Here is a 14,377-nt window from a genome sequence, read left to right on the forward strand (position 1 = left end):
CGCCGGCGTCCCCCTTGATGCAACGGCCGCGAGCCGCGGCCGAAGAAGGGTGTCAATGGCCGCCGTCGGTGAACTGCGGCGGGCGCCATTTGAGCAGCTTGTTCTCGAGCTGCGTGAGCAGGAATTCCGCCCCCAGTGCCACCACTGCCAGTACGATCATCGCTGCGAAAACGCCGGCCGCATTGAAGGCGCCTTGCGCCGTCGAGATCAGGAGGCCGATGCCTTGGCGGGAGCCGAGGAATTCGCCGACCACGGCGCCGACCAGCGCAAAACCGAAGCTGACGTGCAAGCTCGCCAGAATCCAGCTCATCGCGGCGGGCAGTACCACCGTCATCGTGACCTGGCGCTTCGACGCGCCGAGGATGTGCGCGTTGGCGATGAGATTCCGGTCGGCTTCGCGTACGCCCTGGAAGGCGTTGGCGAACACCACGAAGAACACCATCACGACCGCCAGTGCGACCTTCGATGCCATGCCCAATCCCAGCGCGATGATGAAAACCGAGCCCAGAACGACGCGCGGAATCGAATTGGCGATCTTGATGTAGAGACTGAACACGTCAGAGAGCAGCTTGTTGCGGCCAAGGGCGATGCCCGCGATAACGCCGCCTACCCCGCCGATCAGGAAGCCGAGTCCGGTTTCCTCCAGCGTCACCAGCACCTGCACCCACAGAGGACCCTGCGACGTGCCCTCCGTCAGCCACGTCCAGATCTGGGCGGCGATCATCGAGGGCATGGAGAAAAAGAATGGATCGATCCATCCCAGTTGTCCGGAGAGTTCCCAGCCACCCAGGGTCACCACCAGCACCGCGAGGCGAAGTGTGTGAACCAGGGTTTGGCGACGGCGCATTCTCACCTGCGCTTCGAGTTCCACTTGGCGCAGTTCGAGATCCTGCGCCGGAAATTCAGTTGTTCGGGTATTCATGGTGTTCCTCGCAATGCCCGCAGGCATTCAGATGTGGACTTCATCGCGCAGATCGTTCCAGATCTGACGGGAGAGTTCGATAAAACGCGGCGAATAGCGCGCCTCGGAGACTTCGCGGGGCCGCGGCAGGTCGATTTCGTACGAGGTCTTGACGGTGGCGGGCCCGGATGTGAGTACGAAGACTTTGTCGGCCAGGGCAATCGCCTCCTCGATATCGTGCGTGACGAAGACCACCGAAGCGCCATTGACGCTCCACAGGTGCAGCAATTCGTCCTGCATCAGCGCGCGCGTCTGCACGTCGAGCGCCGAGAACGGTTCGTCCATCAACAAGATTTCCGGCTCGTTGATGAAGGTTTGCGCAAGGGCGACACGTTTGCGCATGCCGCCCGACAACTGGTGCGGGTAATGATGTTCGAAGCGCGAGAGGCCGACCCGGCGAATCCAGTCCATGGCCCGGTCGTTGGCTTCATCCTTGCGCATGCCACGATAGATGGGCCCGGCGGCGACGTTGTCGAGCACGCTTTTCCAGGGGAAAACCGCATCGCTCTGAAACACGAAGCCGATACGCCGGTCGATGCCGGTCACCGGTTGACCCCAGATCCGGACCGCGCCGGCGCTGGGCCGGGCCAGCCCCGTAATCAGGCTGAGGGTCGTGGACTTGCCGCAGCCGGTGGGGCCCACCACTGCGCAGAATTGCCCCTTCTCCACGCTCATGGTGAAGTTCTGCAGCGCCATGATGGCCTTGCCTTCCGGGCTGATGAATCTGCGGCTGACGCGATCGAGCTCTATCGCGGGCGTGCTGTCGGGGACGTTTGCGGCCGAAAGCCGGTGGGTTGCTTGTTGGACGGTCATATGTGAAAAACCTTGAGTGCCAGAGTGAGGTTGCGGAGTTGGCGCGCCGCGCCGCGGCAGCGTTCGCCCGTGGGGGGCGGGACGATGCGCCCGGCCCTGCTCAACGTTGGGATTGGCATCGCGACTGCGGCACGCCGCGGCCGCGATGCGAACTGATCGGCAAGGACCGTGGAGGCGGCCTTACTTCGCCGGTACCGCCGACACAAACTCCGTGGTGTAGGTTTTCGACAGGTCGATCTTGCGGCCCTGGAGACCCTTGTCGAACGCCGACAGCACCTTGAGCACGGTGGGCGGGCCCGATTCAGGCATGCGGCCGTCCGGAATGAAGGAGACCTTGCCGGCAGCCAGCGCCTTCACGTACATCTCGCGGTCACCCGCGTAGTAGTCTGCCGGCATCTTTGCGGTGAGCTCTTCGGCACTGTGGGTCGAGATGTATCGCAGTGTCTTGACGAAGGCGTTGGTGAGCTTCTGCACCGTGGCCTTGTGGGTGTTGACCCACGACGTTTGCATATACAGCGAGGCCGCCGGGTACAGGCCCCCCAGCCACTTCTTGGTGCTTTCGGGCGAGCGCAGGTCGACCAGCACCTTGGCGTCGCCGGTCTTGACCAGGCGCGAGATGGTCGGCTCGGTGGTCATGCCGCCGTCGATCTTGCCCTGCTTGATGGCCGCGATGAAGGTATTGCCGGCGCCGACAGGCAGCGACGTCACTTCGCTGATCGGCACGCCATGGGATACCGCGAGGTATTGCGTCAGGAAGTTCGTCGAGGAACCGAGCCCGGTCACACCCAGGGTCTTGCCGCGGAAATCGGCCGGCGACTTGACCTTGTCGGCGATTTTTGACGAGATCAACTCGACTTCGCCCGGCGTATGGCTGAACTGCACGACCGATTCGAGGAACTTGCCTTTCGCTTGTATATCGATGGTGTGATCGTAAAAGCCCACCACGCCCTGTACGGCGCCGGCGATCAGTTCGTTTTCGGCGTCGACGCCGGCCGGTTCGTTGAGCAGCTCGACGTCCAGCCCTTCCTCCTTGAAGTAGCCGAGCTGTTCCGTCAGCTTGGCGGGCAGGTAAATCTGCTTTTCCATGCCGCCGACCATCAGCGTAATCTTTTCGTTGGCAAAGGCCGAATGGGAGAGGGTACCCATCACCAGGGCGCCGAGCGCGATGCGCAAAGCCGAATGTTTCAGTTTCATAGTGCGATCTCCTGAATGTCAGTGTTATTGCGTCGCGCGTGTCGCGCTCGCGGTTTCTGAACGAATACGTGCCCCGGATCTGTGCGGGTTGCGTGTATTGAACAAGCTCATTTATAGAGAACCACCCTAAAATCAGGCTGAATCGAAAATGAAAGTCTGTTCAGGCAGCCCGGCCACGCATGTCGACAGCGGGGCGGTGCTTACTTGAGTTTGTCCAGTTCCTGTTGCGCTTCGGCCGCGCTCAGCGGGAAGTAGGCGGAGTAGCGCACCGGCTCCTGGCCCGCGCGGCTCAGCACATAGCGCAGGAACGCCTTTACCGGTTCGGACAGCGGCCGGCTAAGGCGGATATACATGTAGCGCGTGAGCGGATAGCGGCCGCTGGCGGCGTTCTCGGCGTTGAGCGCATAGAAGGGCCCTCCCGCCTTGCCGGCCACCGCCAGCGCCTTGAGACCGGCGCCGCCTTCCTCCAGGCCGCCGAAGCCAATCGCACCCGGATCGCGGGCGATCGCCTCGGCAGTCTGGGCGATGGAACCTTCATGCACCGCCGGATTCCATTGGCGGCCCTTGAGCACCATGATTTGCATCGACATCGCATTGGGCGCGACGTGGGGCGGCATGTAGAGGGTAATGGGCCGGTTTGCCCATTCGCCGGTCAAGCCAAGTTGCCCCCAACGCGTGATGCTGGGGTGTTCCCCGAGAATGTCCGCCAGTTGTGCCACAGTGATCTGGGCCAGCGGGTTGTTCTCGGGCACGAATATGGCCTGTGCGGTCGTACGTTGCGGGGTATTGAAGCCGCCGCGCGCGACTCGGATTTCGAGGAGGGGCGCCTTCCCGTGTTGCGCGGCGTCATAGGCGCGGCTTTCTTCCGGCCAGAGCTCACGGCCCATCGGCGCCATGTCGGTGTCGTTGACAAGCAACGCGTGGAAGCCGTTCAGGGTGCCCAGATGCTCCCAGCGGTCGCCTTTCCGTACCCCGGGCTGAATCCGATGGAAGTCCTGGATCCACGTGTCCATCAGCGATTTCATGCCGTCGCTGCCGATACTGTCGATCTTGCCGTGCAGACCTTCGACCGGCTTGTAGTTGGACAGCGCAGGATCGAGTGGCGGGAGAAATGCCTGAAGCCTGGCGGTTTCCTGCGCAGACTCGCTCGCGCTGATCGGTGCGAAGGACGTGTGTCTTGCCACGATTGCCTGTCCGTCGCGGCTGAGCATGAAGGCAAGGAATTCCTTCACCTTCTGTGGGAGTGGTGCGCCGGGGCGCTGGTTGACGGCGATGTACGCCGGACGCCCATCCACGCTGGCGACGTGCACCAGCACCGGCGATTTCATCATGTCGCCGGCGAATTGGTGGGCGTAGGGCTGCAATTCAGTTGGCCATGGCTCGCGCGTGAGCGGTGCGATGTCGGCGTTGCCGAACATCAGGGCGCCGAATGCGGTGACGCCGCTCACGTGCCGCCAGTTCGTCCCGCGGCGAATTCCGGGCTGACGCTGCTCGAACGCGGCGAGCCAATCGTTCATCAAAGGCTTCATCGCGTCGTCGCCGACGCTGTTGATGGGGCCCGCGACGTGCGCTTCCGGCTGGTAGGCCGGCAATGCCGAATCGACCGCCGGCGCGGCAAGCGCGTTGCCGGCAGACAGTAACAGGCCAGCCATGCAAGCCGCCAGCGCGAAATGGCGTGGCCGGGTTTGCGTATCTTGGGCTGTGCGGCGAGCGGCCGGCATACCGGCGTCGGCACCCGACGTGCTCAGGCGCAAGCAGGGCGCTGTGGTGAATCGCTGGGTTCGCAATTTGCTAGTCTCCGTACGTTTCTTTTCCGTCGATCGGCACCGCAGCCCAACCGTGATCCGGGTGGTGCTTGGTTGAGCGGGCGAGTTCGGGGATTCGACATGGACAATACGGGGTGGCGATAAACGCTACCTGAACCGATGATGAAAATCCGTTCATGATCGGATCGTATTGACGAGATACGATGCGCAGTGGTCATCGAACGCCAGGGAAGGGACGGCGAGCCGAACCATAAACGATTATTCATGCACGGTTCAGGTTGCGTTTAGTGCTGCATCGTATCGTCAGTATCAGAGTGCAGATATGCTGCGGACACAGACATCGAGCAACGCCATTTCATCTGTTGGATGCTCGTTTGCTACGATGCGTCGGCGCACAGGCTCAATGGTTTTCGTTGCTGCTGTAATCATCAAGAGACACGGCATTTGGACGTGCCGCCAAAAAGAGGAGACGCACCGTGAAAGACACCGATTTACATCCTGCAACTCAGACTGACGCTGGCGCGGTGTACGGCCAAGCCCGCCTGATGCGCTTGCCTTTGGCGATGGGCCTGGCGATTGCGACGCTGGTCGCGTCGGGCGGCGCTGCTGCGGCCCAGGCCCCCGCAGGTGGCGGCCAGGAGGCGATGGTGGAGTGGGTCGTGCCCGCGCTGCCGACCGTCACGCCGCAGACGAAAGAGCAAGCGGACGAGGGCATGAAGGTGGGCCGCGCCCTGGTGCAGCCGGAAATTCTGCAACCCACGCTGGACGCCGGGCTGCCCAGCTATCACCCGCGTACCGACATCAAACTGTCCGGCAACTTCAAGGGAGCGGCTTCCGACGTCCTGCCGATGCTGGTCAAACGGTGGATCGACGGCTTCAAGAAGTACTATCCGGACGTCAACATTGACGTCAAGCCGCCCTACGCGGGTAGTTTGGGCGCGAAGGAGCTGGTCAAGCAGAATCTCGACTTTGTCTTCGTGTCGCGTGAGTTGAAACCGGACGATGTGACCGACTTCAAGGCAAAGTTCGGCTACGGCCCGCTGAGCGTGCCGATCTCCGGCGGTTCCTATCGCCACTTCGGTTTCCTCGACACGATCGGCTTCTTCGTCAACAAAGACAATCCCCTGCAGAAGTTGAGCTACCAGCAGATCGATGCGCTCTTCTCCAAGACCCATCTTCGTGGCGACAAGCCGGTCAAGACTTGGGGTGACCTCGGGCTGACTGGCGAATGGGCGGACAAGCCGATTCACGTGTACGCGATCAAGCCGTGGAACGGCTTCGAGGAGTTCGTGCGCCAGAAAATCCTGAGCACCGACGGCAAGCGCGGCGAGTGGAGCGACGATATCCACTATGACAAGCTGGTGTTCCCCCTGGCCAAGCGTGTCGCAAACGATCGTTACGGGATCGGATACTCAGGCATCGCCTATATCGATTCGCCGGTGAAGATGCTGCCGCTCGCAGAGACCGCCAATGGACCGTTCGTTGCGCCGACCTACGAGAACGTCGCGCTGGCCACCTATCCCCTTAGCCGGTTGATTTACTTCAACACCAATAAAGCGCCCGGCAAGCCACTCGATCCCGCGATCGCCGAATTCCTGCGTTACGTCTTGAGCAAGGAAGGGCAACAGTCGGTCATCGACAACGCCATGTACGTGCCGCTTCGTGCGGGGCAGGCCGACAGTTCGCGCGCGCTGATCGCCAACTGACGTTCAGGTCAGACTACCATTGGATACGTCCGCCGTGCGCGCCCCGACCTTTCCCGGGAGGCGCGCAGGCGCGGCGCAGTAACGAGGGCATTTCAATGAAACGTATCATCTTGGCCGCAACCGCGTTGTTGCTGTCGGGCGCAGCAATGGCCCAGCCATGGGCGCCCAGCTATGCGCAAAGCCTGGTCGACAAGACCCTGGCCGCGCATCCCGAACTGACGATCCTGGCCTTGCACGTTACGCCGCCGGCTGCAGCGGACAACGTCATCGTCGCGTCGAATATCGGCCGCATCGGCAAGAAGGCTGACGCCGACGACTTGTCTGTCCTGGCTTCGGGGAAACCGCGGGTGGAAATGACCAAGGTCGGCGACCTGTCGGTGGAACTGATCATGCGCGATGTCAATGCGAAGACGATCGGTGTCATCGGCGCGACATTCCGTTTCGCGGGGGGCGGTGACAAAGCCCTGGCCGTGCAACAGGCCGAGCGCTTGCGTGACGAACTGAGCGCTCAGACGCCGTCGTTGGAGGCGCTGTTTGAACCGGCCCGCTAACCACGAAGCCGGTATGCCGGCCACGTGGTGAAAGAAATACCCCCGTAAAAGAATAAAGGGGGATGAATAAGATTGGAGGAGACATGTTCACGAGATCCGTGCTTGCCATGGCGATTGCGGCGACGTTGCCGACCGCGGTGTATGCGCAGGCGCAAATCCCCCCGGCCGCCAGTACGCAGGCCATAGGCACGCAGACGCAGGCCGAGAGCTATGCGCAGCATCTGGTAGACACCACCGTCGCCAGGCATCCGGAACTGCTCGAACTGGACTTGCACGCGACGCCGGCGAATGCCGCGCACAGCGTCATCATTGCCGCAAAGTCGGGCCAGCGGATCGGCCGGGCCACCGATCCGGACGACCTGGCGGTCTTCAAGTCGGGTCAGCCGTTCGTGGAAATCAACCGTGTGGGGGATCAAAACGTCGAAGCCCACCTGCCGTTGCTCGACGCACACGGCACGGTCATCGGCACGGTCGAAATGACCTTTCCGTATCCGGCGGGTTCGGGCTTCGACGAGACTGCGCTGATCCGGACGGCGGCGCAAATCCGCGATGACATCAGCCGACGAATCGCCCATCAGCCGAATCTGTTCGAGCCGGCGCGCTTCGATACACGCATTCCGCGCAACACGTACGCGCAGACGTTGATCGACGAAACGCTGGCCCGGTATCCCGACGTCGTGGTGCTTGCCATGCACGTCAAGCCGCCCCAGGGCGGCGCCGACTACCCGATCATCGCGTCCAACATCGGCCGCATCGGCAAGCCGGCGGATGACGATGATATCCGCGTGATCACGAGTGGCAAGACAAGTCTCGAAGTCAATCGCGAGGAGGACCGCTTCGAAGTCAAACTGCCGTTGCAGGACGTGACCGGTGCGACCGTCGGCGCGCTGGGCGTGATCTTTCCGTATGCGAAGACGTCCAGCCAGCCGGCGCTGCAACGGCAAGCCGAGAAGATCCGGGACGACCTGCGCCTGCGCATTCCGGGCAGCGCAAAACTGTTTGAACCGGGCGCCGTGAAGCCGGTGGCGAGCACCGTGGCTGCGGATCTCGACAAGTCGGCGTTGGGCAACAAGGAATCCCTGCCGATGACCAAGCAGGTGGTTTCCAGTGCCGCGCTTCAGGATGCACAGGACGGATTGTCCGACGCGGTCAAGAACCAGGCGGGTGTCGCGCCGACGAACTCAAAGGGCAGCCCGGCGGATGCGCAGAGCATTCGCGGCATCAAGCTCAACCTGTTTTCGAACTATCGCCTCAACGGCGGCTTGCCGATCGCCGGCGTGGTGACTACGCCGACTGACGACAAGGCGCGCATCGAGACACTCAAGGGTGCCAACGCGTTGATGTTCGGCGTTGCGAGCCCGGCCGGCATCATCAACCTCGTGACCAAGCGGGCCACCGATCACGACGTGACTTCGGTGACGCTGTCCGGCAACTCGTTCGGTCAATACGGCGGCGGCATCGATGTCGGCCGGCGCTTCGGCAGCGAGAAACAACTCGGGCTGCGCGTCAACCTGTCGGGCGCCCACCTTGAGAATGGTGTCAACGGCGCCAACGGTCATGGCTCGTTTGCGAGCCTGGGGGCGGACTGGCGCGCGACCGACCGGCTCAGCTTCCAGTTCGATGTCGAGCAGTACCAGAAGGACGTCGTCGAGCAGGCTGGCATCAGTTTGCCCACGGCAGTCAACGGGCATATCACGATACCGCGCGTGCCTGATCCGAAGAACCTGCTGTCCGGTCCTTGGGCGGTGTACACCCCGCGCACGACCAACGTGCAGGGCCGCGTTGATTACAAGTTTGACGACAACTGGAAAGTGCTCGTGGAAGTCGGCCGCTCTTACGCGGAGCGTTCGCGGCTCACGGGGCGCATTGGTAGCTACAACGTCGCGACCGGGGCAGGTGCCGTGGAGACGGTCGGTACCGTCACGCAGAACTACATCAACAGCTTCGAGCGCACCGAAGTACTCGGCAAGTTCAATACCGGGCCGTTGGCGCATGACTTGACGATGGGCATCTCGCGCAGCGAACGCAATGCCGAGACGCCCGCGCAGAACAGCATCGTGCTGCCGCAGCGATTCAATATCTACGATCCGATCGCGCTGCCGGCGCCCGTGCCGACCAGTCCGGACACGTCGCTGCCGCTGCAAACCAGCAGCGACAGCGGGCTCTATGCGTACGACACCATCGGCATCGGCCAGAAATGGAAAGTGCTTGCGGGCTTTCGCGAGACCCGCTCGGTGTCGAGCGACGGCCGCGTGTCGCAGGCGTCTTACCTGCCGTTGCCGGCGGCCGGCATTCTCTATGACGTCCTGCCGACGACCACCCTGTTTGCGAGCTATATGAAGGGGCTGGAAGACGGCGGGGTTGCGCCGGCCAGTTCGGTCAATGCGTACCAGATCCTGCCGCCGGCGGTCTCGACGCAGAAGGAAATCGGCATTCGCGATTCGTATTTCGAGGGGCTGTCGATCAGCGCGTCGTACTTCGACATCGAGCGCGTCAATGCCGTGACCAACTCGGTGACGAAGGTGTTCTCGAACGACGGCACGATCACGTACCGGGGTGCCGAGGCGGTCGTCACCAAGCAGTTCGGCCGCCAGTGGAGCGTGACTTCCGCGGTGCAATGGCTCACCGCCGTGCAGAACCCGGTGTCGGACATGACGATCAAGGGCAAGACGCCCGAGAACACGCCGAAGTGGATCGGCAACTTCTCGGTGACGCACCGGCCGACATATCTGCTGCCCGGGCTTTCCGTGACACTGGGCGCGTCGTTCGTGGCGCAGCGGCCGGTCAATCCGCAGAACCAGGGCGTCATTCCCGGCTACGTGGTGTATTCAGCGGGCGCGACGTATGCCACCGTGATCGGCGGACATCGCACTTCGTTCGTGCTGAGCATCGACAACCTGACCAACCGGCGCTACTGGAATTCCGTGCAAACGGGGACGTTGGGCACGGGCATGGATCGCAGCGTCAGGCTCAACGCCAAGATCGACTTCTAACGCGGGAAGATCGCCCGCGCCTTACCTTACGCCGCCGGATTCGGCGGCGTAACTTCATCATCGCCTCCAACGTTGCGCAGAGCGACTTTTATCGTTGGTGCTTTCCCTAGTCGGAGGCGCCAAATGGCCCCTTCACGCCAATCTGAATATTTTTTCAGAATCCTTTCAGGTCTTGTTAACGGGCGCATATCACCATGAATAAACCCGGAGCCCAAAGGGGAAACAACGCTACCAGTTGGGAACTGAGCAAGTCTCGCGCCGTTGTGGCGCTCGCGGCATGCCAATGAATCTGCCATGGCAAAGCCCAGGGAAGTCGTTAGTCGATCTTGCATTCTTATTAAAACATTTCAGGAGATGCACATGAATCATCAGACGCAATTCGCCTCGCTTCGTCGAGCCGCGGTGATGTCCATTGCCGGTACGCTTGGTCTGACGGCGTTGTCGCTCATGACATCGACGCCGGCGTTTGCGTTGAAATACGCCGAAGTCGAGCATCATCTGAAGGTCGATCCCGCGATTCCGGTTTGGCAGCCGGGCGAAGTCCAGTCGATACCGGAGGAAGAGCTTCGCCTGGTCGGCGCTGACGTCATGGATGAAATCACCCTGGGTTGGGCCAAGCTGTATCGCAAGGCCTATCCGCGACTCAGCGTCACGATCGAGGCGAAATCGTCCGGCAGCGGCGGGCCGGCCCTGACAGAGGGCCGGGCAGATCTGGCACCGGTTGGCCGCGAGCTGCTGCCGGCGGAGGAGAAGGGCTTCGTAGACAAGTTTGGCTACAAGCCGATGGCGATTCGTGTGGCGACCGGCAGCGTAGGCTCGTTGGGCAAGACCGCGACCTCGATCGTGCTGGTTGACAAGGACAATCCGATCAAGGGCCTGACGCTGGCGCAACTCGATGCGATCTATTCGAAGACCCGCAATCGCGGTCACGCGGATATCTCGACCTGGGGCGACTTGGGACTCGGGGGCGAGTGGGCCAAACGCCCGATTCATCTGTACGGCCTGAAGCCGGTCAACGGCATTGAGTGGTTCCTCAAACTCAATGTGCTGCAAGGTGGCGATTACAAAGACAACATCCAGTTCGTCAAAGGCAAGGGTTTCACCCATGCCTTCACGGTGGCGGCCGAAGACATGGCCACGCGTCCGGGCGGCCTGACTTACGCGTTGCTGGCCAACGTCACGCCTAACGTGAAAGTGGTGCCGCTTGCCGCCAAGGAGGGCGAGCCGTTCCTGGCGCCGACGCTGGAGAATGTGTACTCGCACAAATATCCGCTGAGCCGCTACGTCTACATCTTTGTCAATCGGAAGCCGGGCCAGCCGCTCGAGCCGAAGGTGAAGGAATTCCTCAAGGCGGTGCTCAGCCGCCAGGGGCAGGACGTCGTCGCGAAGGAAGGCGTTTATATCCCGCTGACGCCTGCGGTCGTACGCGAAGAACTGGCGAAGCTCGACAAAGTCGATTGAACGTTTGATGCCGGCGGGGTGGACGGGTTGGAGAGGAAGCCCATCCACGTCGCCGGTTGACATCAAGACATACAACGTCGTCCCTTGGGCGACACCACGGTCCTCTCTTGGGCGCTATCGCTCGCGCCGCATCTGCTGTCTCACCCACTTGCCATCGCCGCGACGCTGCGGCGATGGGAACCGCGTGATTGGGGCATCCCGCTTCTGGAACAGGCGGGATGGTGATCTGCCGCTCCCCAAAAGCATCGTCAGTCTTTCCCACGTTGCGGTGACTTTGCGCCGCAACGTGGATGCGCACACACATCCGCGCCCGTTTCGTTGCTTACGCTTGGCGGACCAAGGCCGGTGTCACGAGATAAAGCCTCTCATCGGAAAACGAGGGGCGAATAATAACGGAGGAGACATGTTCACGAAATCCGTGCTTGCCATGGCGGTTGCGGCTACGCTGCCGGCGGCGCTGTACGCGCAGACGCAACCCCCCCAAGCTGCCGGCACGCAGGCCATAGGGGCGCAGGCGCAGGGCGGGAGCTTTGCGCAGAACCTGGTGGATGCCACGGTTGCCCAACATCCGGAACTGCTCGAACTGGACCTGCACGTGATGCCGCCGGGCGCGCAGCGCAGCGTCATCATCGCGGCGAAGTCAGGCAAGCGGATCGGCAACGCGACCGATCCGGACGACCTGGGGGTATTCAAGACGGGGCAGCCGTTCGTGGAAATCAACCGCGTGGGGGATCAAAACGTCGAGGCCCACTTGCCGTTGCTCGATGCGCGCGGAACGATCATCGGAACGGTCGAGTTCACCTTCCCGTATCCGTCAGGTTCGGGCCTCGACGAGACTGCGCTGATCAAGCGGGCGAAAGCCATTCGCGATGACATGAGCCGTCAGATCGCGCAGAAGCCGAATTTGTTCGAGCCGGGCGCCGTGAAGCCGATCGCGAGTACCGCGGCCCCCGACCTGGACAAGTCGGCGTTGGGCAACAAGGAATCCCTGCCGATGACCAAGCAGGTGGTTTCCAGTGCCGCGCTTCAGGATGCGCAGGACGGATTGTCCGACGCGGTCAAGAACCAGGCGGGTGTCGCGCCGACGAACTCAAAAGGCAGTCCGGCAGATGCGCAGAGCATTCGCGGCATCAAGCTCAACCTGTTTTCGAACTATCGCCTCAACGGCGGGGTGGCGATCGCCGGCGTGGTGACTACGCCGACTGACGACAAGGCGCGCATCGAGACGCTCAAGGGCGCCAATGCGTTGATGTTCGGTGTCGCGAGCCCGGCCGGCATCATCAACCTCGTGACCAAGCGGGCCACCGATCACGACGTGACTTCGGTGACGCTGTCCGGCAACTCGTTCGGTCAATACGGCGGCGGCATCGATATCGGCCGGCGCTTTGGCAGCGAGCAGCAGCTCGGGCTGCGCGTCAACCTGTCGGGCGCCCACCTTGAGAATGGTGTCAACGGCGGCAACGGGCACGGTTCGTTCGCGAGCCTGGGGGCGGACTGGCGCGCGACTGACCGGCTCAGCTTCCAGTTCGATTTCGAGCAGTATCAGAAGGACGTCGTGGAGCAGGCGGCCATCAATCTGCCCACGGCGGTCAACGGGCATATCACGATACCGCGCGTGCCGGACCCGAAAAACCTGTTGTCCGGTCCATGGGCCGTGTATTCGCCGCGCACGACCAACGTGCAGGGCCGGGTCGACTACATCATCGACGACGGCTGGAAAGTGCTTGCGGAAGTCGGCCGCTCTTACGCGGAGCGTTCGCGGCTCACGGGGCGTATTGCCAACTATAACCTCGTGACCGGCGCGGGCGGCGTGGAGACGGTCGGCACGGTCACGCAGAACTACATCAACAGCTTCGAGCGGACCGAAGTGCTCGGCAAGTTCCACACGGGTCCGTTGGCGCATGACTTGACGATGGGCATCTCGCGCAGCGAACGCAATGCCGAGACGCCCGCGCAGAACAGTATCGTGCTGCCGCAGCGGATCAATATCTACGATCCGATCGCGCTGCCGGCACCGGTGCCGACCAGTCCAAACACGTCGCTGCCGCTGCAAACCAGCAGCGACAGCGGGCTCTATGCGTATGACACCATCGGCATCGGCCAGAAGTGGAAAGTACTCGCCGGCTTTCGCGAGACTCGTTCCACGTCGAGCGACGGCCGCGTGTCGCAGGCGTCTTACCTGCCGTTGCCGGCAGCCGGCGTTCTCTACGACGTGCTGCCAACGACCACCCTGTTTGCGAGCTATATGAAGGGGCTGGAAGACGGCGGGGTTGCGCCGGTCAGCTCGGTCAACGCGTATCAGATCCTGCCGCCAGCGGTCTCGACGCAGAAGGAGATCGGCATACGCGATTCATATTTCGAGGGCCTGTCGATCAGCGCGTCGTACTTCGACATCGAGCGCGTCAATGCCGTGACCAACTCGGTGACGAGGATCTTCTCCAATGACGGCACGATCACGTACCGCGGCGCCGAGGCGGTCGTCACCAAGCAGTTCGGCCGCCAGTGGAGCGTGACCACTGCCGTCCAGTGGCTCAACGCCATCCAGAACCCGGTGTCGGACATGACGATCAGGGGCAAGACGCCGGAGAACACGCCGAAGTGGATCGGCAACGTTTCGGTGACGCACCGGCCGACATATCTGCTGCCTGGCCTTTCCGTGACACTGGGCGCGTCGTTCGTGACGCAGCGGCAGGTCAATCCGCAGAACCAGGGCGTCATCCCCGGCTACGTACTGTATTCGGCGGGCGCGACGTATGCCACCGTGATCAGCGGACACCGCACTTCGTTCGTATTGAGCGTCGACAACCTGACCAACCTGCGCTACTGGAATTCGGTGCAGACCGGCACGTTCGGGACCGGCATGGATCGCAGCGTCAGGCTGAATGCCAAGATCGATTTCTGAGACGGGAGGAACGGTTTGCGAAGGAGATTC

At 62.3% G+C, this 14,377-nt stretch carries 9 protein-coding genes; 5 read left to right on the plus strand and 4 right to left on the minus strand.

The annotated features are described in order from the left end of the window. Nucleotides 1–52 precede the first annotated feature (52 nt). The 4 genes from PTE30175_RS11615 to PTE30175_RS11630 all read right to left on the minus strand — a co-directional run bounded on the left by PTE30175_RS11615 (nt 53) and on the right by PTE30175_RS11630 (nt 4,620). Nucleotides 53–922: an ABC transporter permease gene (locus PTE30175_RS11615; RefSeq protein WP_150697202.1), complete on the minus strand. Its 870-nt coding sequence runs from the start codon at nt 920–922 to the stop codon at nt 53–55. Between the two features lie 27 nt (nt 923–949). Next, nucleotides 950–1,774 carry an ABC transporter ATP-binding protein gene (locus tag PTE30175_RS11620; protein ID WP_150697203.1) on the minus strand — a complete coding sequence of 275 codons (825 nt, stop codon included), beginning with the start codon at nt 1,772–1,774 and terminating at the stop codon, nt 950–952. A gap of 180 nt (nt 1,775–1,954) precedes the next feature. Continuing rightward, nucleotides 1,955–2,968 carry an ABC transporter substrate-binding protein gene (locus PTE30175_RS11625; RefSeq protein WP_150697204.1) on the minus strand — a complete coding sequence of 338 codons (1,014 nt, stop codon included), beginning with the start codon at nt 2,966–2,968 and terminating at the stop codon, nt 1,955–1,957. 200 nt (nt 2,969–3,168) lie between these two features. Next, nucleotides 3,169–4,620 (minus strand): substrate-binding domain-containing protein, encoded by a 1,452-nt coding sequence (locus PTE30175_RS11630; RefSeq protein ID WP_150697205.1) that lies wholly within the window; start codon nt 4,618–4,620, stop codon nt 3,169–3,171. Nucleotides 4,621–5,210: 590 nt separating this feature from the next. Here PTE30175_RS11630 and PTE30175_RS11635 point away from each other — a divergent pair. The 5 genes from PTE30175_RS11635 to PTE30175_RS11655 all read left to right on the plus strand — a co-directional run bounded on the left by PTE30175_RS11635 (nt 5,211) and on the right by PTE30175_RS11655 (nt 14,347). Then, complete coding sequence (locus PTE30175_RS11635) at nt 5,211–6,440, plus strand: PstS family phosphate ABC transporter substrate-binding protein (protein WP_224788719.1); 1,230 nt, start codon at nt 5,211–5,213, stop codon at nt 6,438–6,440. A 95-nt stretch (nt 6,441–6,535) separates the two neighbouring features. Beyond that, nucleotides 6,536–6,991: a hypothetical protein gene (locus tag PTE30175_RS11640; RefSeq protein ID WP_150697206.1), complete on the plus strand. Its 456-nt coding sequence runs from the start codon at nt 6,536–6,538 to the stop codon at nt 6,989–6,991. Nucleotides 6,992–7,074: 83 nt separating this feature from the next. After that, nucleotides 7,075–9,984, plus strand: a complete 2,910-nt coding sequence (locus PTE30175_RS11645) for a TonB-dependent siderophore receptor (protein ID WP_191628996.1) — start codon at nt 7,075–7,077, stop codon at nt 9,982–9,984. Between the two features lie 360 nt (nt 9,985–10,344). Further along, nucleotides 10,345–11,445 carry a PstS family phosphate ABC transporter substrate-binding protein gene (locus PTE30175_RS11650; protein ID WP_150697207.1) on the plus strand — a complete coding sequence of 367 codons (1,101 nt, stop codon included), beginning with the start codon at nt 10,345–10,347 and terminating at the stop codon, nt 11,443–11,445. A 403-nt stretch (nt 11,446–11,848) separates the two neighbouring features. Next, nucleotides 11,849–14,347, plus strand: coding sequence for a TonB-dependent siderophore receptor (locus PTE30175_RS11655; protein ID WP_224788720.1), 2,499 nt, complete (start codon nt 11,849–11,851; stop codon nt 14,345–14,347). The last annotated feature ends 30 nt before the right edge of the window (nt 14,348–14,377 follow it).

It is taken from the genome of Pandoraea terrae (assembly GCF_902459695.1).
GTDB lineage: Bacteria > Pseudomonadota > Gammaproteobacteria > Burkholderiales > Burkholderiaceae > Pandoraea > Pandoraea terrae.

What these genes read in the sequence shown, in the direction of transcription:
- PTE30175_RS11615 (WP_150697202.1), bottom strand. Translation starts at nt 922, where the DNA reads ATGAATACCCGAACAACTGAATTTCCGGCGCAGGATCTCGAACTGCGC.
- PTE30175_RS11620 (WP_150697203.1), bottom strand. Translation starts at nt 1,774, where the DNA reads ATGACCGTCCAACAAGCAACCCACCGGCTTTCGGCCGCAAACGTCCCC.
- PTE30175_RS11625 (WP_150697204.1), bottom strand. Translation starts at nt 2,968, where the DNA reads ATGAAACTGAAACATTCGGCTTTGCGCATCGCGCTCGGCGCCCTGGTG.
- PTE30175_RS11630 (WP_150697205.1), bottom strand. Translation starts at nt 4,620, where the DNA reads ATGGCTGGCCTGTTACTGTCTGCCGGCAACGCGCTTGCCGCGCCGGCG.
- PTE30175_RS11640 (WP_150697206.1), top strand. Translation starts at nt 6,536, where the DNA reads ATGAAACGTATCATCTTGGCCGCAACCGCGTTGTTGCTGTCGGGCGCA.
- PTE30175_RS11645 (WP_191628996.1), top strand. Translation starts at nt 7,075, where the DNA reads ATGTTCACGAGATCCGTGCTTGCCATGGCGATTGCGGCGACGTTGCCG.
- PTE30175_RS11650 (WP_150697207.1), top strand. Translation starts at nt 10,345, where the DNA reads ATGAATCATCAGACGCAATTCGCCTCGCTTCGTCGAGCCGCGGTGATG.
- PTE30175_RS11655 (WP_224788720.1), top strand. Translation starts at nt 11,849, where the DNA reads ATGTTCACGAAATCCGTGCTTGCCATGGCGGTTGCGGCTACGCTGCCG.